The organism is Roseovarius litorisediminis (assembly GCF_900172295.1).
Lineage (GTDB): Bacteria > Pseudomonadota > Alphaproteobacteria > Rhodobacterales > Rhodobacteraceae > Roseovarius > Roseovarius litorisediminis.
In genome coordinates, this window is record NZ_FWFL01000005.1 from 66,370 (window position 1) to 87,017 (window position 20,648).

20 protein-coding genes are annotated in these 20,648 nt (G+C 53.9%); 9 read left to right on the forward strand and 11 right to left on the reverse strand.

Features of this window, described 5'->3' with window-relative positions; all coding sequences use genetic code 11:
* Position 1: 1 nt before the first annotated feature.
* Positions 2-2,257, reverse strand: coding sequence for an NADP-dependent malic enzyme (locus PEL8287_RS10730; RefSeq protein ID WP_085892405.1), 2,256 nt, complete (start codon positions 2,255-2,257; stop codon positions 2-4).
* Positions 2,258-2,421: 164 nt separating this feature from the next.
* Here PEL8287_RS10730 and mutS point away from each other — a divergent pair, with 164 nt between their 5' ends.
* Complete coding sequence (gene mutS, locus PEL8287_RS10735; RefSeq protein ID WP_085892406.1) at positions 2,422-5,049, forward strand: DNA mismatch repair protein MutS; 2,628 nt, start codon at positions 2,422-2,424, stop codon at positions 5,047-5,049.
* Positions 5,050-5,064: 15 nt separating this feature from the next.
* Here mutS and PEL8287_RS10740 read toward each other — a convergent pair whose 3' ends face one another.
* Positions 5,065-5,628, reverse strand: a complete 564-nt coding sequence (locus tag PEL8287_RS10740) for a nucleotide exchange factor GrpE (RefSeq protein ID WP_085892407.1) — start codon at positions 5,626-5,628, stop codon at positions 5,065-5,067.
* Between the two features lie 9 nt (positions 5,629-5,637).
* Complete coding sequence (gene hrcA / locus PEL8287_RS10745; protein ID WP_085892633.1) at positions 5,638-6,702, reverse strand: heat-inducible transcriptional repressor HrcA; 1,065 nt, start codon at positions 6,700-6,702, stop codon at positions 5,638-5,640.
* A 120-nt stretch (positions 6,703-6,822) separates the two neighbouring features.
* On the opposite strand from hrcA, the gene rph reads away from it, so the two are divergent.
* Genes rph through PEL8287_RS10765 form a run of 4 tightly spaced genes read left to right on the forward strand, consistent with a single transcriptional unit; the run spans position 6,823 to position 9,646 of the window.
* Complete coding sequence (gene rph / locus PEL8287_RS10750; RefSeq protein ID WP_085892408.1) at positions 6,823-7,539, forward strand: ribonuclease PH; 717 nt, start codon at positions 6,823-6,825, stop codon at positions 7,537-7,539.
* Positions 7,532-8,140 carry an RdgB/HAM1 family non-canonical purine NTP pyrophosphatase gene (rdgB, locus tag PEL8287_RS10755; protein ID WP_085892409.1) on the forward strand — a complete coding sequence of 203 codons (609 nt, stop codon included), beginning with the start codon at positions 7,532-7,534 and terminating at the stop codon, positions 8,138-8,140. The genes rph and rdgB overlap by 8 nt, the downstream gene beginning before the upstream one ends.
* Positions 8,133-9,290, forward strand: a complete 1,158-nt coding sequence (gene hemW, locus PEL8287_RS10760; RefSeq protein WP_085892410.1) for a radical SAM family heme chaperone HemW — start codon at positions 8,133-8,135, stop codon at positions 9,288-9,290. The genes rdgB and hemW overlap by 8 nt, the downstream gene beginning before the upstream one ends.
* A 2-nt stretch (positions 9,291-9,292) precedes the next feature.
* Positions 9,293-9,646 carry a YbaN family protein gene (locus PEL8287_RS10765; protein WP_085892411.1) on the forward strand — a complete coding sequence of 118 codons (354 nt, stop codon included), beginning with the start codon at positions 9,293-9,295 and terminating at the stop codon, positions 9,644-9,646.
* Here the strand turns inward: PEL8287_RS10765 and PEL8287_RS10770 are convergent.
* From PEL8287_RS10770 to hemJ, 7 genes are all read right to left on the reverse strand, one after another.
* Positions 9,636-10,490: a ParB/RepB/Spo0J family partition protein gene (locus PEL8287_RS10770; RefSeq protein ID WP_085892634.1), complete on the reverse strand. Its 855-nt coding sequence runs from the start codon at positions 10,488-10,490 to the stop codon at positions 9,636-9,638. The genes PEL8287_RS10765 and PEL8287_RS10770 overlap by 11 nt on opposite strands.
* Before the next feature lie 73 nt (positions 10,491-10,563).
* On the reverse strand, positions 10,564-11,373 hold the full coding sequence (locus PEL8287_RS10775; RefSeq protein ID WP_085892412.1) for a ParA family protein: 810 nt from the start codon (positions 11,371-11,373) through the stop codon (positions 10,564-10,566).
* Positions 11,366-11,977 carry a 16S rRNA (guanine(527)-N(7))-methyltransferase RsmG gene (rsmG, locus tag PEL8287_RS10780; RefSeq protein ID WP_085892413.1) on the reverse strand — a complete coding sequence of 204 codons (612 nt, stop codon included), beginning with the start codon at positions 11,975-11,977 and terminating at the stop codon, positions 11,366-11,368. The genes PEL8287_RS10775 and rsmG overlap by 8 nt, the downstream gene beginning before the upstream one ends.
* A complete protein-coding gene (mnmG, locus tag PEL8287_RS10785) occupies positions 11,974-13,836 on the reverse strand; it encodes a tRNA uridine-5-carboxymethylaminomethyl(34) synthesis enzyme MnmG (RefSeq protein ID WP_085892635.1) in 1,863 nt (620 codons plus the stop codon). The genes rsmG and mnmG overlap by 4 nt, the downstream gene beginning before the upstream one ends.
* Before the next feature lie 12 nt (positions 13,837-13,848).
* Positions 13,849-15,135, reverse strand: coding sequence for a tRNA uridine-5-carboxymethylaminomethyl(34) synthesis GTPase MnmE (gene mnmE / locus PEL8287_RS10790; RefSeq protein WP_085892414.1), 1,287 nt, complete (start codon positions 15,133-15,135; stop codon positions 13,849-13,851).
* Positions 15,136-15,160: 25 nt separating this feature from the next.
* Positions 15,161-16,432: a transcription termination factor Rho gene (rho, locus tag PEL8287_RS10795; protein ID WP_085892415.1), complete on the reverse strand. Its 1,272-nt coding sequence runs from the start codon at positions 16,430-16,432 to the stop codon at positions 15,161-15,163.
* A 123-nt stretch (positions 16,433-16,555) separates the two neighbouring features.
* A complete protein-coding gene (gene hemJ, locus PEL8287_RS10800) occupies positions 16,556-17,005 on the reverse strand; it encodes a protoporphyrinogen oxidase HemJ (RefSeq protein ID WP_085892416.1) in 450 nt (149 codons plus the stop codon).
* A 404-nt stretch (positions 17,006-17,409) separates the two neighbouring features.
* On the opposite strand from hemJ, the gene PEL8287_RS10805 reads away from it, so the two are divergent.
* The 4 genes from PEL8287_RS10805 to dnaQ are packed head-to-tail and all read left to right on the forward strand — an operon-like array spanning position 17,410 to position 20,120.
* Complete coding sequence (locus PEL8287_RS10805) at positions 17,410-18,006, forward strand: Maf family protein (RefSeq protein WP_085892417.1); 597 nt, start codon at positions 17,410-17,412, stop codon at positions 18,004-18,006.
* Positions 18,006-18,839, forward strand: a complete 834-nt coding sequence (locus tag PEL8287_RS10810; RefSeq protein WP_085892418.1) for a shikimate dehydrogenase — start codon at positions 18,006-18,008, stop codon at positions 18,837-18,839. The genes PEL8287_RS10805 and PEL8287_RS10810 overlap by 1 nt, the downstream gene beginning before the upstream one ends.
* Positions 18,836-19,429 (forward strand): dephospho-CoA kinase, encoded by a 594-nt coding sequence (coaE, locus tag PEL8287_RS10815; protein ID WP_085892419.1) that lies wholly within the window; start codon positions 18,836-18,838, stop codon positions 19,427-19,429. Before PEL8287_RS10810 ends, coaE begins: the two co-directional genes overlap by 4 nt.
* Entirely contained in the window at positions 19,422-20,120 is a 699-nt protein-coding gene (gene dnaQ / locus PEL8287_RS10820; RefSeq protein WP_085892420.1) for a DNA polymerase III subunit epsilon, read from the forward strand. The genes coaE and dnaQ overlap by 8 nt, the downstream gene beginning before the upstream one ends.
* On the opposite strand, the gene secB is transcribed toward dnaQ, so the two are convergent.
* Positions 20,117-20,605 carry a protein-export chaperone SecB gene (gene secB, locus PEL8287_RS10825; protein ID WP_085892421.1) on the reverse strand — a complete coding sequence of 163 codons (489 nt, stop codon included), beginning with the start codon at positions 20,603-20,605 and terminating at the stop codon, positions 20,117-20,119. The two genes, dnaQ and secB, sit on opposite strands and share 4 nt — an antisense overlap.
* Positions 20,606-20,648: the final 43 nt, after the last annotated feature.

Sequence of the window (20,648 nt, forward strand, 5' to 3'; positions counted from 1 at the left end):
TTCAGCCTACCTTGCATGCCGCCAGAACGGCCATGTTCAGGATATCATTAGCGGTAAAGTTGGACGAACAGATCTGGATTGATTTGTCGACGCCCGACAGGATCGGACCGATTACCGTGGCGCCCGCCATTTCCTGCATAAGCTTGACAGAGATCGAGGCCGAGTGCCGAGCGGGGACCACAAGAATGTTGGCAGGTCCGGACAGGCGCTGGAACGGGTAGGTTTCCTGCGCGGTGACGTTCAGGGCCACATCGACTGTCATCTCGCCTTCAAATTCGAAATCCACGCCGCGTTTTTCCAGAACTTTGGGGGCCTGATGCATCTTTTCGGCGCGTTCGGACCGGGGATACCCGAACGTCGAGAACGACACGAAGGCGACGCGCGGCTCCAGCCCCAGATGCCGCGCAACGCCGGCGGCGCGCTCGGCGATGTTGGCAAGATCCTCTTCATCCGGCCATTCGTGCACCAGCGTATCCGCGATCATCACGATCCGGCCCTTGTGCAGCAAAGCCGTAATACCGGCAGCACCGTGTTCGGCACCGGCATCAAACACGTGATTGATCAACTGCAACACATGTGCCGACTTGCGTGTGGCTCCGGTAACCAGCCCGTCACCATGCCCATGCGCCAACATCAGCGCCGAAAAAACATGCCGGTCGCGAGCAGCAAGACGATGCACATCGTGGCGATCAAAACCCTTGCGCTGCAGGCGCTGATAGAGGAATTCCTTATACTCTTCCAGCCGTGCAGATTTGGCGGCATTTGTGACTTCTATCTCACGCACGGCATCGCCCAGACCGGCGGCCTCAAGCTTGGCTTTCACGTCCTCGTCACGGCCAATGACGATAGCCTTGCCAAACCCGGTGCGCTGATATTGCACAGCGGCGCGCAGCACCCGGATATCATCGCCTTCGGCAAAGATCATACGGGCCTGCGCGTTTCGCGCACGGGCGTTGATCGAGCGAAGGATAGATGCCGTGGGGTCCATCCGTGCCTTCAGCGAAACCTCATAGGCCTCCATATCCACGATCGGGCGACGGGCGGCGCCTGTATCCATGCAGGCCCGCGCGACGGCGGGCGGTATGGTGTAAATTAGCCGCGGATCAAATGGCGTGGGAATGATGTAGTCACGCCCAAAGCTGAGCTTTTGGCCGTAGGCCATGGCAACCTCATCCGGGACATCCTCGCGCGCGAGGCTCGCCAGAGCCTGGGCGCAAGCGATTTTCATTTCATCGTTGATTGCGCGGGCGTGGACATCCAGCGCACCGCGAAAGAGATACGGAAAGCCCAAAACGTTGTTGACCTGATTTGGATAATCCGAGCGGCCAGTTGCAACGATCGCATCGGCGCGAACGGCATGCGCTTCTTCCGGTGTAATCTCGGGATCAGGGTTGGCCATGGCAAAGATCACCGGGTTGTCGGCCATCGAGGCGATCATGTCTTCGGTGACAGCACCCTTGACGCTGACGCCCAGAAAGACGTCGGCGTCTTTCATCGCTTCGCCAAGCTCGCGCAGGTCGGTCTTGACTGCATGGGCTGATTTCCACTGGTTCATGCCCTCGGTGCGGCCTTGATAGATCACGCCCTTGGTGTCGCAGACGATGCAGTTATCGTGTCTGGCCCCCATGGATTTCAGTAGTTCAATACATGCGATTCCTGCAGCTCCCGCACCGTTGAGAACAATTTTGACGTCTTCTATTTTCTTACCTGAAATGTGCAGCGCATTTATCAGGCCTGCGGCACAGATCACGGCGGTGCCGTGCTGATCGTCATGGAAGACGGGGATATCCATGATCTCTTTAAGCTGCTGTTCGATGATGAAGCATTCAGGCGCCTTGATATCCTCAAGGTTGATGCCGCCAAAGGTCGGACCCATAAGTTTGACCGCGTTGATAAACGCCTCGGGGTCTTCGGTATCCAGTTCGATATCAATCGAATTCACGTCGGCGAAACGCTTGAATAGAACCGCCTTGCCCTCCATCACGGGCTTCGAGGCGACAGCGCCCAGATTGCCAAGACCCAGCACCGCGGTGCCGTTCGAGATGACGGCCACAAGGTTACCCTTGTTGGTGTAATCATAAGCAGTTTCGGGATTGGCGGCGATTTCCTCGCAGGGCACAGCAACGCCCGGGGAATAAGCAAGGCTGAGGTCCCGCTGGGTGGTCATCGGCACGGTTGCCGTAATTTCGAACTTCCCGGGAGTGGGCTCGAGGTGAAAGGCAAGTGCCTCTTCGCGGGTGATCTTCATTTTCGCCATGGCGGGGACCGTCCATTTAGTTGGTTTTGCCCTGCATAGCGGGGGTTTGCACAAGCCTCAACTACAACACGGTTTTGGCTTTCGCATATGGCGCGTGGTTTGTAAGGTTCCCAGAACCAACGGGGGGACTTGAAGTGACGTCTGCGAAATCAGCCGTAACGCCGATGATGGCGCAATATCTGGAGATCAAGGCGCAATACCCTGACGCGCTTTTGTTCTACCGGATGGGCGATTTCTACGAATTGTTTTTCGACGATGCCGTTGCCGCAGCCGAAGCGCTGGATATTGCGCTGACCAAGAGGGGGAAACACCTGGGCGAAGACATTGCCATGTGCGGTGTGCCGTTCCATGCCGCCGAAGGTTATCTGCTAACGCTGATCCGCAAGGGGTTTCGCGTGGCAGTGTGCGAGCAGATGGAAAACCCCGCCGAGGCCAAAAAGCGCGGATCGAAATCGGTGGTACGGCGCGAAGTTGTGCGGTTAGTTACCCCGGGCACCTTGACCGAAGAAAGCCTGCTGGATGCGCGACAGCATAATTTTCTGGCCAGCTTTGCCCAGGTCCGGGGGGAATGCGCGATGTCCTGGGTGGACATATCTACTGGTGCGTTTCACGTAATGCCGATGAGTACCGTGCGTCTGGGCCCAGAACTAGCGCGTCTGAACCCGAGTGAGGTAATCATCGCGGATGGAGATGAGGCCGCTTTGGCCGAAATAGTGTCTGAATCGGGTGCCTCGCTTACACCGTTAGGGCGCGCCGCATTTGACAGCACAGGGGGCGAAAAGCGTCTTTGTGCGCTGTTTGGTATCGGCACGCTTGACGCCTTTGGGCAATTCAGCCGCGCCGAAGTGGCAGCGATGGGCGCCATTGTTGAATATCTGGAGATCACCCAAAAGGGAAGGCTGCCGCTGCTGCGTGCACCGGTTCGGGAAAACCACGACCGCGTTCTGCAGATTGACGCAGCCACCCGGCGGAACCTTGAACTGACCCATGCCCTGTCGGGGGGAAAGGCCGGATCGTTGCTGGCGGTGATCGACCGAACGGTCACGGCAGGGGGTGGTCGTTTACTGGAACGCAGGCTGTCCAGCCCATCGCGAGTTCTGGATGTTGTGCAAAATAGGCTGGACACCGTGGGTTTTGCGGTGGAACAGAGCCGGTTTCGCACCGATCTGCGCGGGGCGTTGCGCAAGGTGCCTGATCTGGACCGGGCGCTATCGCGGCTGGGGTTGGATCGCGGCGGGCCACGGGATCTGGCCGCGGTGCGCAATGGATTGGCCCAGGCCGCCGAAATTGTCTCAGCACTTGATGGATTGGACCTGCCGCCACTGCTGAAAGACGCGGCCAGGGAATTAACCGGTCACGACACGCTGTTAGATTTGCTGGATCAGGCGCTGGTGGCCGAGCCGCCCATGCTTGTACGCGACGGTGGATTTATCGCCCCGGGATATGACACCGATCTGGACGAGGCCAGGCAACTACGCGATGAGGGGCGCAGCGTGATCGCCGGGATGCAGGGCGATTATGTCAGGCTGACCGGCATCCCCTCGCTTAAGATCAAGCACAACAATGTGCTTGGGTATTTCGTCGAGGTAACCGCCACACACGCCGACAAGATGCTGTCTGAACCCCTTAACGAAACTTTCAAACACCGCCAGACCACCGCCAATCAGGTCAGATTTACCACCATTCCGCTAAGCGAGATGGAAACCAAAATTCTGAATGCCGGTGGAAGGGCTTTGGAAACAGAAAAGCATCTCTATGAACGGCTGAAATCAGCCATACTGGAACAATCTGCCCTTATCGGGCAAACAGCAAAAGGGCTGGCTGAACTGGATCTGGCAACTGCGCTTGCTGATCTGGCAAAAGGTGAAAACTGGTGTCGGCCCAAGGTGGATGGCAGTCGCGCGCTTCATATCGAAGGCGGACGCCATCCTGTAGTAGAGCAAGCGCTGCGCGCACAAGACGGGGCGCAGTTTATTGCTAACGACTGTGATCTGGGTGAGACCAGCGATATTTGGTTGCTGACCGGGCCAAACATGGCAGGTAAATCAACATTTCTTCGGCAAAACGCACTGATTGCCCTGCTGGCGCAAATGGGCAGCTATGTGCCCGCGCGTGCAGCGCATGTCGGGCTTGTCAGCCAACTGTTCAGCCGTGTTGGTGCATCCGACGATCTGGCGCGGGGCCGGTCAACCTTTATGGTCGAGATGGTGGAAACCGCGGCGATTCTTAATCAGGCAGACGATCATGCGCTGGTCATTCTGGATGAGATCGGTCGCGGAACTGCCACTTACGACGGGCTGTCGATTGCCTGGGCGACGCTGGAATACCTACACGACGTCAACAAATGCCGGGCGCTTTTTGCCACGCATTATCACGAACTGACCAATCTTTCGGATAAGCTGGACAAGGTCGAAAACGCAACCGTCACGGTGAAAGAACATGACGGCGATGTCATTTTCATGCACGAGGTCCGGCGCGGCGCAGCAGACCGTTCCTATGGCGTGCAGGTAGCAAAGCTGGCAGGGCTGCCCAGCGCTGTGCTGGACCGAGCGCGCGTTGTGCTGGATGCCCTGGAAAAGGGCGAGCGTGAAGGCGGCACCGCGAAGAAAACGCTGATTGACGATCTGCCGCTTTTCGCTGTCAGTCCGGCGCCCGGGAAATCTCCGGGGCCAAAGGCGCCTTCGCAACTGGAAGAGCGGCTGATCAAAATTTTGCCCGATGAACTAAGCCCACGCGATGCGCTGGATCTGATTTACGAGCTTAAAGGGTTGCTACAAGAGAAGGCGGGCTGAAGCCCGCCTTGCGTTTTATGATTCGCGATTGGACGATACGCCAACTTGCGCCGGCCGCAGGATACGGTCGTGCAGCATGAATCCATCTGCCGAGACCTGAATGATGTCGCCAGCCTTGGTGCCGGGCAGGGGGGCCTCGAACATGGCTTCGTGTTGTTGCGGATCGAATTTATCGCCAACCTGCGGCGAGATCACCTTGATCCCATGTTTCGAGAAGACACTGAGCATTTCGCGCATTGTGATCTCGACGCCTTCGATCAGAGCGGCGGCAATCTGGCGCTGTTCGTCAGTCGCGGCCTCAAGTGCGCGTTTCATGTTGTCGTGAACCGGCAACATGTCACGAGCCAGCTTTGACCCACCATAGTTTTCAGCTTCGCGGCGGTCTTTTTCAGACCGTTTGCGCGCATTTTCCGCATCTGCCAGGGCCCGCATGAATTTATCCTGCAGCGCGTCGCGCTCGGCCCGCAATGTATCGATCTCTATCGCTTCATCGCTGAATTCAGCGATGTCCTGTTCCATTTCTTCTTGTTCTGCCTGTTCGATATCGTCCAGGAAATCGTCGTTCTGTGGCTGTGCCATGTCTTACCTCTAACTCCGGTCCGCGATCAGTTTGCCAACCAGCTGTGCCGTGTAGTTCACGATCGGCACTATTCGTCCATAGTTGAGTCGCGTCGGGCCAATGACGCCCACCGCGCCAATGATCTTACGGTCTGCGTTCATATAGGGAGAGACCACCAAAGAGGAACCCGAAAGTGAGAAAAGTTTGTTCTCGGAGCCAATAAAAATGCGTACACCTTCGCCTTCATCGGTCAGTTCAAGGAATTCTGCGATATCGCGCTTGCGCTCAAGGTCGTCAAACAGGATTCGGATGCGCTCAAGTTCAGCTTCTTCGGTTTCGCTTCCCAAAAGATTCGCCCGGCCCCGAACGATCAGGCGTTCGTACGATTCGCTTTCTCCGTCCCAGACAGCCAGCCCGCTTTCAACCATCGCATGGGCCAGCTGATCAATTTCCCGGCGCCGTTCGTTGATCTGTTTTGCGATTACGGTCTGCAAATCCGAAAGCGTTTTGCCTTCGATCAGCGCGTTCAGGAAATTCGCCGCTTCGCGCATCGAACTGGGCGTTTGCCCAGGGGGCGGATTGAAAATGCGGTTTTCAACATGACCATCGGCAAAAACCAGCACAACAAGGGCCCGATCATGGCCCAGACCGACAAATTCAATATGCTTTATCGGAGCTTCGTGTTTCGGGGCCAGCACCAATGACGCGCCGTGGGTCACACCAGACAGGGCCGACCCGACCCGATCAAGCGCGGCCGCGACATCCTGAGAATTGCTGCCAAGGGTCGCATCAATGGTTCTGCGGTCATCGTTTTGCAGATCACCGATTTCAAGCAAGCCATCAACGAACATACGCAGCCCTTCCTGCGTGGGCACCCGGCCCGCACTGACATGCGGGCTGTCCAGTAGTCCAAGATATTCAAGGTCCTGCATCACGTTGCGAATGGTGGCGGCACTTACCTTTTCGCTCATGTCGCGGGTCAGGGTGCGCGAGCCCACCGGATCACCAGTTGCCAGATAGGATTCGACAACCCGGCGAAAAACCTCGCGCGAGCGGTCGTTCATTTCTTCTAATATCCTGCCGGCGTCGTTCATCTTTGGCGTGTTTCCTGTCTGACGTGCCATTAAAGACTGCTGGCGCAAAAGGTCAATCGGGGTTGCTAACCCGGGTCGGTCACCTGTATCCCCGGTTTCAACAAACATAGGGGATTTGCAATGCGGCCTTCGGGTAGAGATTTAAGTGATATGCGCGCGGTTTCAATCGAAACCGGCATAACGAAGCACGCAGAAGGATCGTGTATGATCCGGATGGGCGACACGCATGTCTTGTGTACCGCCACGATCGAGGACCGCGTACCGCCCTTTATCAAAGGATCCGGTCTTGGCTGGGTTACCGCAGAATACGGTATGCTGCCCCGATCCACCACCAGCCGTATGCGGCGCGAGGCAGCAGCAGGCAAACAAGGTGGCCGAACCGTTGAAATTCAACGTCTTATCGGCCGGTCATTGCGGGCAGGCGTTGATCGGGTTGCCCTGGGTGAACGGCAGATCACGGTCGATTGCGATGTTATTCAGGCTGATGGCGGTACGCGCTGTGCGTCGATCACCGGCGGATGGGTTGCCCTGCGGCTGGCGGTGAACAAGCTGATGAAGGCGGGCGATGTGATCAGCGACCCGATGGTCGATCCGGTGGCCGCAGTATCCTGCGGAATTTATGCCGGTCAACCGGTGCTGGATCTGGATTACCCAGAAGACAGCGAAGCCGGGGTTGATGGCAATTTCATCATGACAGCCAGCAAACGGCTGATCGAAGTACAAATGTCTGCCGAAGGCTCTACTTATTCCCGCGAGCAAATGAATCAGTTGATGGATCTGGCAGAACAGGGCGTTGATACACTGGTGGCGGCCCAATTGGCGGCAGTCAATGCGTAGGTTTGAAGGCGATACTCTTCTGGTGGCCACGCATAACGCGGGCAAACTGGAAGAGATCGCCAGCCTGCTGCACCCCTATGGGGTGAAAGTTATAGGGGCCGCTGAACTGGGATTGGCAGAGCCGGACGAAACCGAAACAACATTTGTCGGAAATGCCCGGATCAAAGCGCATGCTGCGGCCAGCGCAGCAGGCCTGCCCGCCTTGTCGGATGATTCCGGCATCGAGATTGATGCACTAAGCGGTGCGCCAGGGGTTTATACCGCCGATTGGGCTGAAACAGAGACTGGTCGTGATTTCATCATGGCCATGACAAAAACGCATGCAAGGCTGCTGGAAACCGGCGAAACCGGCCCCTGGACCGCAAGATTTTGCTGTACTTTGGTGTTGGCCTGGCCTGATGGACATGACGAAGTATTTCCCGGCGTCGTCGAAGGGCAGATCACCTGGCCAATGCGCGGCAACAAAGGCCATGGATACGACCCGATATTTGTGCCTCAGGGTCATGACATCACCTTTGGCGAGATGGACCGTTGGGAAAAGAACCGCATCAGCCACCGCGCCGATGCCTTTGCCAAGTTTGTGAACGGCTGTTTTGCCTGACGATTGGCAACAGGGGGGCTTTGGCCTTTATATCCATTGGCCATTTTGTCAGGCCAAATGCCCTTATTGCGACTTTAACAGTCATGTTGCACACAAGATTGATCAGGTAAGGTGGCGCGACGCCTATCTTTCCGAAATTGACCGCTATGGCGAGATACTGCCCGGTCGGGTACTTAACTCAATTTTTTTCGGCGGCGGAACGCCCAGTCTGATGGACCCCGAAGTGGTTCAGGCCATCCTGGAACGGATTCGTAGCACTTGGCCCGCGGCCAATGACCTTGAAGTCACGCTTGAGGCAAATCCCGGTTCGGTTGAAGCGGCGCGGTTCAGAGCTTATGCCGACGCAGGTGTTTCACGAATATCGATGGGTATTCAGGCGCTGAATGACGAAGATCTGCGGCGACTGGGTCGGGTTCATACCGTATCCGAGGCAAGGCAAGCCTTTGGTATCGCGCGCGAATGTTTTGATCGGGTCAGCTTTGACCTTATCTATGCTCGTCAGGATCAAACTCTGGACAACTGGCGCAAAGAACTGACCGAAGCATTGTCGATGGCCGTTGATCATCTGTCGCTTTATCAATTGACCATTGAATCCGGCACGGCTTTTGGTGATCGGTATGCGGCCGGTAAATTACGCGGCCTTCCCGAAGATGATTGTGCCGCGGACATGTATGAGGCAACACAGGAGGTCTGTGGTGCTGCCGGATTCCCCGCCTATGAGGTATCAAACCACGCAAGGCCTGGAGCGGAATCGCGACATAACCTTATCTACTGGCGCTATGGGGATTATATTGGCATAGGCCCGGGCGCCCATGGACGGATTACACAGGAAAACCAAAAGTTTGCGACTGAAGCTTGGAGCGCGCCAAACCGGTGGCTGGAAGGCGTTTCATCAGGAAACCCCGAGAAATTAAAAACATCTATATCTGGTGCCGATCAAGCAGCAGAATACCTCATGATGGGTTTACGTATTACCGAAGGTATTGATCGAAATCGCTATCAGGCCCTGGCGGGGACACCGATGCCGCAGGATGCGTTGGCGCACTTGCAAGAGATCGGGATGATTTCAACAGATCCGCGCCGAATCCGGGTGACAGATCAGGGACGGATGGTATTGAACTCTGTGATCAAGGAGCTTCTGCCGGGGTAAACATGCGCATTCTTTGGGCCGCCATGGGATTGATTTGCGTCGGCCTTGGGCTGGCTGGAGTTGCTCTGCCGCTATTACCGACGGTCCCATTCATGCTGCTGGCCGCATTCTGTTTTGCCCGCTCGTCTGAGCGTCTGCATAACTGGTTATTATCCCATCCCAGATTTGGCCCGGCGATTGTTGACTGGCAAACCAACGGCAGCATCAACCCCAGAGTAAAACGTATCTCGACCCTTTCGATTGCGGCAGTATTCGGCCTGTCAATCGCACTTGGATTACGGCCATTAATCATTTTTATTCAAGGAGTTACACTGCTATGTGTCTTGGCTTTCATTTGGTCACGCCCTAACTGTTAGAACTTAAAATCCGACACAAATCATCGAGCTGATCCAAGCTTTGGTATTTAATGGTAATCTGGCCGTTTTCATGACCAGCCTTGTGATCCACGATGACTTTCATCCCCAGGTTCGCAGACAAATCACCTTCAAGCGCCTTTGTGTCCGCATCTTTTTCCTGGCCCATTTGCGATGCAGGGCGCTTGGCGCCATTGGCGGTGCCGCCGCCCAGACCGGACTTGGCAAGCTTTTCCGTTTCGCGCACCGACAGATTCTTTTGTATTACACGGCGCGCCAAAGCTGCCGGATCATCTGATGTGATCAAGGCGCGGGCGTGACCGGCTGAAAGCTTGCCTTCCCGCAGGTAGGTCTGAACCTCATCCGGCAATTGAAGAAGTCGAACCGAGTTCGCAATATGACTACGGCTTTTACCCAGAACCTCGGCCAGCTTTTCCTGTGTGTGGCCGAATTTATGCATTAGCTGATTGTAACCGGCTGCCTCTTCCACCGGATTCAGATCAGCACGTTGGATGTTTTCGATAATCGCTACTTCCAGAACCTCGATATCGTCGAAGCTCCGCACAATAACGGGAACTTCGTGCAATTTTGCGATCTGGGCAGCCCGCCAACGTCGTTCACCGGCGACGATCTCATATGCATCAGGGTTTTTTGGGTTTGGGCGCACGATGATCGGTTGGATAATGCCTTTTTCAGCGATCGACGCAGCCAGATCCTGTAGCTGTTCCTTATCGAAACTGCGGCGGGGTTGCTCAGGATTAGGGCTGACTTTTTCAATGGGTGCCATAAGATCCGGGCGCTTCGGAGCATCGGAGTTTGGGCGCGAATCTTCGGTGACATCCGCCATCAGGGCTGACAAGCCGCGGCCCAATCCGCGTTTCTTCAGAGATTTATCGGCCACTGTCTGCTCCTTTTTTGGACTACGCGGCAATGCGCGACTGATTTGCGATAAGTTCCTGCGCCAGATCGCGGTAGGCTTCGGCGCCTTTTGATCCGGAATCATAGCTAAGCACTGATACGGCGTAAGACGGTGCCTCGCTCAGGCGAACATTGCGCGGAATCCGCGTGTTGAAAACAAGATCGCCCAAGTTTTCGCGCGCATCCTGTTCAACCTGGGAAGACAAGTTGTTTCGGGTGTCGAACATGGTCAGGACAACACCCTCGATTCTCAGTTTCGGATTGGCTGTTTGGCGTACTTCGCGAACCGTTAACATCAGTTGCGATAAGCCTTCCAACGCAAAAAATTCACTTTGAAGCGGTACCAGAACTGAATGCGCGGCAACCATTGCATTGACAGTCAATAGGTTCAGCGACGGCGGGCAATCAATCAGAATATAATCCAGTTTGTATTGGTCCATCGCGTGCTGGCGCAGCGCGTCATGAAGAAGAAAACTGCGTTTTTCATTGGAAATAAGCTCAATATCCGCCGAGCTGAGATCGACCGTTGCCGGAATGATCATCAGATTTTCAGTTGACGTCTTCTGAATAACATCTTTCAAATCATTTTCTTCTAAAAGCAGCTCATATGTCGTGAATTCACGCTTGTCAGCCTCAATCCCCAATCCGGTTGATGCATTTCCCTGAGGGTCCAGATCAACGATCAGAACGCGCGCGCCAGATTCGGCAAGAGCTGCACCCAAATTGATTGTCGTGGTGGTTTTTCCCACACCGCCTTTTTGATTGGCAACCGCAATGATCTTAGGTCCGCGAGGTCGGGTGGGATCAGACACTTGCAACTCCTGTAATGCTCAGAATAACGGGGCCGTCTTCTGTCTTGCTTTTAGCAACCTGTACATCAAATTTCCACTTGGATTGCGCATCCATCAATTCTTTTTCCCAGCTGGCGCCCTTGGGAAAGATTGCCATTCCATCCGGCGCCAAATGCCTTGCAGCAAAGGATAAAAGCGTTGTTAGGTTGGCAAGAGCGCGGGCTGAAATAACATCAGCTCTCATCGGCGGAAGCTCTTCGATGCGCTTGGTGATCACGTCTGCCTGAATACCGGTCTCGCGGATGACAGTACGCAGAAACGTCGATTTTCGCATATCGCTTTCGACCAACGTTGTTCGAATGGGCGAACCCGAATCCGCAGCCATAATTGCAATAACCATACCAGGGAACCCGCCCCCCGTACCTAGATCAACCCAATGGGTAACTGGATGTGGGGCCAAATCATAAATCTGCGCAGAATCAAGGATGTGTCTTTTCCATAAATCGCTGATTGTGGATTTAGATACCAGATTTATCTTTGGATTCCACTTGCGCAAAAGCTCGGCGTAGCACTCCAGCCTTTCGAATGTTTCACGTGAAACATTCAACCCATCAGACGTGATCATGCGGATTTTTCCCGCTTGCCCTGCCTCAGGTGTGCCAGAATCAAGGTTAGGGCTGCGGGCGTCATACCGTCTATCCTGCCAGCCTGCGACAGATTTGCAGGGCGGGCATGGGAAAGTTTGGATTTTAATTCGTTTGACAGACCTTCGATGGAAAGAAAGTCAAACTCGGGTGGAATGACATGAGCCTCATCGCGTTTCATCATTTCAACATCGCGTTTTTGGCGATCAATGTAATTTGCATAAAGGGCATCTTTTTCCAACTGCGCCCGCGTTTCGGTGTCAACCTCCTCAAGCGAGGGGTCCAATTTTAGCAAGGCAGCAAAGTCGATGTCGGGAAAGGCCAACAGTTGGAACCCTGTTCGGCGCGATCCGTCCTGAGTAACCTTCAATCCCTTTTCGCCAAGATACTTCGGCGTAAATTTTTGGCCTTCCAATTGCGCGCGGGCGGCCCCTAAACGCGCCATCTTATCCTGAAAAACACAATTGCGCTTTTCGCCGACACATCCCAGCGTCAACCCCACTGGCGTAAGCCGTTGATCGGCATTATCAGCACGCAGCGAAAGACGGAACTCAGCACGCGACGTGAACATACGATAGGGTTCAGTCACACCTCGGGTTGTCAGATCGTCAACCATAACGCCGATGTAGCTATTGGAGCGGCTGAAAATTGCAGGCGCTTTGCCCTGAACCATTAGGGCCGCATTAAGTCCAGCCACCAGGCCCTGCGCGGCGGCCTCTTCATATCCAGTGGTTCCGTTTATCTGTCCCGCAAGAAAAAGGCCCGGTACAGTTTTGACAGCGAGGGTTTCATCCAAAGCGCGTGGGTCAACATAATCATATTCAATCGCATAACCCGGTTGCAGAATTTCGGTATTCTCTAACCCCTTGATAGAACGTACATAATCCAACTGAACCTGCTTGGGCAATGAGGTGGAAATACCGTTGGGATAGACGACGTCATCCGATAGGCTTTCGGGTTCAAGGAAAATTTGGTGCGATGTTTTATCCGCAAACCGTACAATCTTGTCTTCGATCGATGGGCAATAGCGCGGGCCGATCCCATCGATATGGCCACCGTACATCGCAGAACGTTCAAGGTTCCCGCGGATAATATCGTGGGTCTTTTCGTTTGTATGGGTGATACCACAGGCGATCTGACGTGCAGGCGGCGTACTCGACAGAAACGAAAACATAGCCGGGTCGTCATCACCAGGCTGCGATTCAAGCTTATCCCAGGCGATTGTTTTTCCATTCAGTCGCGGCGGGGTGCCAGTTTTAAGGCGGCCAAGCGTCAGACCAAAGGAATCGATGCGCTCTGCCAGTTTGATCGAAGGTTTGTCACCCATACGACCGCCGGGGCGAGATACATCACCAATATGAATGACACCGCGCAAAAAGGTACCGGTCGTCAGCACCACCGCGCCAGCGTTGATCTCACTTCCATCGCCCAGAACCACACCGGCAACCCGATCACCATTCATGATAAAATCAACGACTTCACCTTCGACCACCGTCAGGTGGGGTTGGGCGTTAATCTCGGCCAGCATGGTTTCACGATATATTTTACGGTCAGCCTGGGCCCGCGGCCCTTGTACAGCAGGGCCTTTACGACGGTTGAGAAGCCGGAACTGAATACCGGCAGCGTCAGCCACACGGCCCATAACGCCGTCAAGCGCATCAATTTCCCGCACCAGATGGCCTTTACCAAGCCCACCAATTGCAGGATTGCACGACATCACACCGATACCCGCTGCTTTCAGGGTAATCAATGCAGTAGATGCGCCCATGCGTGCGGCGGCGTGTGCCGCGTCGGCACCCGCATGTCCGCCGCCTATAACTGCTACGTCAAAATGTTTCACGTGAAACACTCCTTACTTCCCGAGGCAAAAGCTCGCAAAGATTTCATCCAGAACATTTTCGATGTCGACGCGCCCTACCAAAGAATCAAGTGCACGAATAGCTGTTCTCAGTTCTTCTGCGGTGATATCAGCCGTTTCTTCGCCCTGCGGCATCAGAGATAGCGCAGATTGCAACGATTCGACACCCCGTTCCATCGATTGCTTATGACGAGCCCTGGTGGCCAGACCGGCAGATGCGGCCCGGTCCTTGAGAACCTTAGTAATCTGTTCAACAAGCGCGGTAAGACCAGCACCGGTTTTACCTGACACCGCACCGGCAGGATCATCCAGCAGGTCGGCTTTGGCCTTAAGAAAGATATCCTCTGGTTCCGGATCTATATCTGGCCTGACGTCGTCAATGGTAAGAAAAACCCGCAGATCCGCCATTTGAGCGCGTGAGCGCGCGCGCTCGATACCGATCGATTCAACAACATCCTCGGTTTCGCGAAGACCAGCGGTATCCAGCAACGTCACGGGTAAACCGCCCAAATCCATGCGAACCTCGATCACGTCACGTGTTGTGCCCGCATATTCTGAGGTTATCGCGGCATCACGTCCCGCCAACGCATTGAGCAGCGTGGACTTACCAACATTCGGAGCGCCGACAATCGCCACTTCAAACCCGGTCCGGATACGTTCTGCAGTACCGACGCCAGAAATTTCAGTTTTTAGCGACGCGACCACTGAGTTCACAAGCGAGGTAACCTCGGGCGAAACGTCGACAGGCACCTCTTCATCAGCGAAATCGATGGTCGCCTCTAACAGAGCTGCGGCGCGTATCAGCTTTTGCCGCCAGTCTTCGCATTTACGCCCAAGATCGCCGGACAAAACGCGAAAGGCCTGTCGGCGCTGCGCCTCGGTCTCGGCATCGATGAGATCGGCCAAACCTTCAACCTGGGCCAGGTCCAGCCGGCCATTTTCAAGGGCACGTCGGGTAAACTCACCAGGTTCAGCTGCGCGCAAATTGGGTATTCGCGACAAATATGACAGGACAGCAGAGACAACTGCAACGCTGCCATGTAAATGGAGTTCGACAATTGGTTCGCCGGTAAAGCTGTGTTTGTCGGAAAACGTCAAAACCAATGCTTCGTCCAGCCGCATTCCGTCAGCATCTTTCAGTATGCGAAGAGCGGCCTTGCGAGGTTCCGGAACATCCCCACACAGGGCCATACATGCGTCAAAGGCCTGTGGTCCCGACACACGAACAATAGCCACACCCGCCTTACCCTGCGCCGTTGAAAGAGCATAGATCGTGTCCATATGACGCCCCGGCACCGGCGATAGCTCAGGTGTTCATTGAATCGAAAAACTCGGCGTTGGTTTTGGTTTGCTTGAGTTTCGAAATCAGGAATTCGACCGCATCAGTGGTACCCATCGGGTTGAGAATCCGCCGCAGGACAAAGGTTTTCTGCAGGTCTACTTTATTAATCAACAGGTCTTCTTTCCGGGTCCCGGATTTCAGAATGTCGATTGCCGGGAAGACGCGCTTATCAGCGATCTTGCGATCGAGCACGATCTCGCTGTTACCAGTACCTTTGAATTCTTCAAAGATCACTTCATCCATGCGGCTGCCAGTATCAATCAGCGCAGTCGAGATGATGGTCAACGATCCGCCCTCTTCGATATTCCGCGCAGCACCAAAAAACCGCTTGGGTCGCTGCAGCGCGTTGGCATCCACACCACCTGTCAGAACTTTACCTGATGAAGGCACAACGGTGTTAAAGGCCCTACCAAGTCTTGTGATCGAATCAAGAAGGATAACAACATCTCGTTTATGTTCGACCAGACGCTTGGCTTTTTCGATAACCATTTCAGCCACAGCTACGTGGCGCGTGGCAGGTTCATCAAAGGTTGAACTAACAACCTCGCCTTTGACTGACCGCTGCATGTCGGTAACTTCTTCGGGTCGTTCATCAATCAGCAAAACAATCAGATAGCATTCTGGATGGTTTGCCGCGATGCTGGATGCAATATTCTGCAGCAGAACGGTTTTACCCGTGCGCGGTGGTGCCACGATCAGCGAACGCTGGCCTTTCCCGATCGGAGCGACCAAATCGATAATACGGGCCGAGCGGTCTTTGACTGTCGGATCCTCAATTTCCATCGTCATACGCTCGTCCGGGTAAAGCGGCGTCAGGTTGTCGAAAGCTATTTTATGGCGGGCTTTTTCCGGATCTTCATAGTTGATCCGACTTACCGAGGTCAGTGCAAAGTAACGTTCGTTTTCGTCGGGCTGCTTCATCTCGCCTTCAATTGTGTCACCCGTTCGCAAAGAGTACTGGCGGATCATCTCAGGTGAAACATAGATATCATCCGGACCTGGCAGATAGTTTGCTTCGGTTGAGCGAAGAAATCCAAAGCCATCCTGCAACACTTCAAGAACGCCATCGCCAAATACTACCCAACCTTCATCAGCACGCTCTTTGAGGATCGAGAACATCATCTCGCCCTTGCGCATGGTCGAAGCATTCTCAATCTCAAGCTCTTCCGCCATTGTTAGCAGGTCTTTGGCAGAGTGGGCCTTGAGATCGAACAGGTTAAGACGGTCGTCAGACATTTGGAAATACCTTTAAACCAACCCGGAGTTCAGGGAAGGTTTCATTTTGTTGATGGAAAACGGGCAACCCGGACGGGCGCTTGGCTGCTACATAAGCATCCGGGATAGCGGAGTCAACGAAACTCAGAAGCGGACCACAACAGATAAGACGATGATCACCATCAGAACAGTCGGAACTTCGTTTATCAGTCGGTAGTGCCGGCCTGACAGAGTATTCTGACCTTTCAGGAAATCCTTTCGCCGATATCCAAGCCAATGATGAAACCATGTCATCGTCAGTATGCCCGCCCCTTTGGTATAGGGCCAGATCGCAGACCAATCCACGATACCAGGAGTGAAAATGAGCATAAGCCCAAAAATCCAAGTGGCAATCATTGCCGGGTTCATAATCACCCGGAACAGCTTGAGCTCCATCGTCTGAAAAATTTCGTCGTGGCTGTCTCCAGCTACAGACTGTTCTGCGTGATAAACAAAAAGACGAGGTAAATAGAAAATACCTGCCATCCATGCAATCACGGACATGATATGAAACGCCTTGGTCCAGGGATAAAGGCCGATTAGAAAATCCTGCATAGTTTCCCCCGATTTCTGGGTTCTCTCTAATAATAAAAATAAAGATTAGAAAGGTTGATGTTTAAGATGGGGGCTCTCAAGCTGTGGATTAAAGGCTTATGACCAGAGTTTTAAACAGCAGGATTGGAGTGTGGAAAACTTTGCGGATAGGTATTTAGGAAGTCAATTAAACCAATATATTTTAATAGTTTACGTAAAATATTTCAGATCCTGACGGTGGATGGTTTATGGGTAACTATTGTGTAAATGGATTTTTCCCCAGTGAAGAGTTTTCCTTTTCCACAAAGGGACAGATTTCGCAAAAACAGGCGATATGGACTGATACCTGTGGAGTTCTGGTACGGGATGGATTTCTGGGCGAACTGTTCTTAAACAGATGTTAAGATATCCAAAGAGTTTTCCACATGTCGCAACCCCTCATTCTGGCCTCGGGATCGGAAATTCGCCAACAGCTTTTGCGAAACGCCGGCCTGAAATTTGATGTGATCCCGGCACGGGTGGATGAAGATATGGTACGCGATGCCTTGCTGGCTGAACAGGCAAAACCACGAGATATTGCCGATGCGCTCGCTGAATTGAAAGCAATGAAAGTCAGCCAGAAACGCCCCGACGCTTTGGTGATTGGTTGCGATCAGGTGTTAAGCCTTGGCAGTACGATATTGTCGAAACCGGAAAGTCCGAAAGACGCGCGTGAGCAATTGGTTCAGATGCGGGGCAAGCGGCACGATCTGTTGTCAGCGGTTGTGATCTGTGAAGCAGGTAAACCGCTCTGGCGCCATGTTGGCGTGGTCCGGATGACAATGAGAGATTTTTCTGACAGTTATCTGGACAGCTACGTTGCAAAGAACTGGGAAAGTATCCGGCATTCTGTTGGGGCCTACAAATTGGAAGAAGAAGGAGTCAGGCTTTTCACTCAGATTCAGGGAGACTATTTTACGGTCCTGGGCTTGCCATTGCTTGACCTGCTTTCCTACCTGACGTTACGCGGAGATTTAGAGTGATGAGTGAAAACAAGATACCCCTTGCAGGCGTTATCGGAACGCCGATTGCACATTCGAAATCGCCGCAATTGCATGGTCACTGGTTGAAACGGCATGGTCTGAAAGGGTTTTATATTCCCATGGACGTGACTGGTGATGATTTGGCTGATGTTTTGAAAATCCTACCGAAAATGGGGTTTGTGGGCGTCAACATTACCGTGCCACACAAGGAAAGCGCCTTGAAACTGGCGGATCTGGTGACAGACAGGGCAACCTTGATCGGGGCGGCAAATACCCTGATTTTTCGCAAAGATGGCAAGATTCACGCGGATAACACCGATGGCTACGGGTTCATTCAGAATCTCAGGCAAAATGCGCCGGATTGGAACCCGGCAGCGGGGCCGGCAGCAATTTTCGGGGCTGGTGGGGCAGCTAGGGCCGTTGTTACCGCGCTTCTGGACGCGGGTGTGCCAGAGATCCTGATCTCCAATCGAACCCGCGTCAGAGCTGAAGCGTTGCAGGCAGATTTTGGTAAAAAACTGCGTGTCGTAGACTGGGTTAAGGCCGGCAATATTCTGGAAGAGGCAACTACGGTGGTGAACACAACGTCGCTGGGAATGCTTGGAAAACCGCCGCTGCGGGTACCCCTGGATGGTTTGAGAAAAGGCGCATTGGTTACCGATCTTGTGTATGCACCACTCAAGACGCGGCTTTTAATCGAGGCCGAGAAAATGGGGTGTGTGACAGTAGATGGTCTTGGCATGTTGCTGCATCAGGCGGTTCCGGCGTTTGAGCGCTGGTTTGGCGTGCGCCCGGACGTTGATAGTGCAACCCGCGCGGCGGCTTTGAGATGACTTTCAAACTGGGTTTGACCGGATCTATTGGGATGGGCAAATCGACCACCGCGCAGATGTTTGTCGATGAGGGATGTGTGCTTTGGGATGCGGATGCAGCGGTGCATCGGCTTTATGCCAAAGGTGGCGCTGCGGTAGAACCAATTAGCAAACGGTTTCCGGGCGCGATCGCTGATAATGCAGTTTCACGCGAACGCCTGAAAGCGATGATTGCAAATGATCCGGCCATTCTTGGACGGATCGAGCAAATTGTGCACCCGCTGGTGGCCGAAGACCGGCGTGCCTTTCTGAACGATACAACAGCTGACATTGCCGTACTGGACATTCCACTACTGTTTGAAACCGGTGGCGATCTTTATGTTGACGCCGTTGCATGCGTCACTGTTTCACCGGAAATACAGCGAAAACGCGTTTTGGAACGCGCAAACATGACCGCAGCGCAATTCGAGGCAATCATGGCCAAGCAAATGCCAGATGCCGAGAAAAGAAAGCGTTCTGATTACATAATAGAAACAGACACGCTTGAGCATGCGCGCGAACAGGTTAAATCTGTGGTCAATGACATCAGGGGTGGGCTGAACCATGCGTGAAATCGTTCTGGATACGGAAACCACCGGTTTCGAGCCTGAACAGGGTGACCGGATTGTCGAGATTGGGGCAGTGGAACTGTACAACCACATGCCCACGGGCCGAACATATCACGAATATATCAACCCAGAACGCGCGATGCCAAAGGAAGCGTTCGAGGTGCATGGCCTGGGGGATGATTTTCTACGAGGCAAACCGGTTTTTGCAAAAGTCGCGCAGGGCTTTCTGGATTTTGTCCAGGATGCCAAACTTATTATTCACAACGCCGCATTCGACATGAAATTCCTGAATGCCGAGTTGGGATGGCTGAACTTGCCGCAACTTCCGTGGGAGCAGGCGGTTGATACACTGGCCATTGCGCGCAAAAAATTTCCCGGCTCGCCGGCGTCACTGGACGCGCTGTGCCGACGGTTTGGCATTGATAACTCGACCCGCACACTACATGGGGCCTTGCTTGACTCGGAAATTCTGGCCGAAGTCTATCTCGAGCTTATCGGAGGACGGCAACCGGACTTTGCCCTGAGCGAGGGGTCGTCAGCGGGTGGGCGCCATGGGCAGATTGAATCAACTGATTGGAGACCACAGCCGCGCCCTGAACCTTTGCCAACAAGACTAAGCAAAGAAGAGGCCGCCGCCCATGATGCGTTTGTTGAAACGCTGGGTGACGGCGCAGTCTGGAAAAGGCTTGGTTAGGCGTCGGGCTTTTTGCCTTCGGTCTGACGGCGTGTCAGTTCATTGCGGTAAAGCTGCATGAAATCGATGTTCTCAAGATTAAGCGGAGGAAATCCACCGTCGCGGGTTACGTCGCTGACGATACGGCGAACATATGGGAAAATCATCCGCGGGCATTCGATCAGAAGGAAAGGATGCATCTGATCCTCTGGAACGCCTTCGATGTGAAAAACACCCGCATAATCCATTTCCAAAATGAAAAGCGCTTCACCGGTTCCCTTGTTTTTGGAATTGATATTCAGCTTCATCGAAACTTCGTACTGGTGTTCGACGGCGCGCTTTTTCGCATCAAGATTGACGCCCACGGTGACGTCAGGCTGAACTTCGCCACCGCCACCTTTTTGGGCTAGGATATTTTCGAAAGACAGGTCGCGCACAAACTGTGTCAGGGTATTCAGCTTGACTTGCGGCTGTTGTTCGGCAGCGCCGTTTTCTTGTTCGGCCATTTCAGTACTCCGGATGGGTCAATTCAGTTGCGGCAGCTTTAGC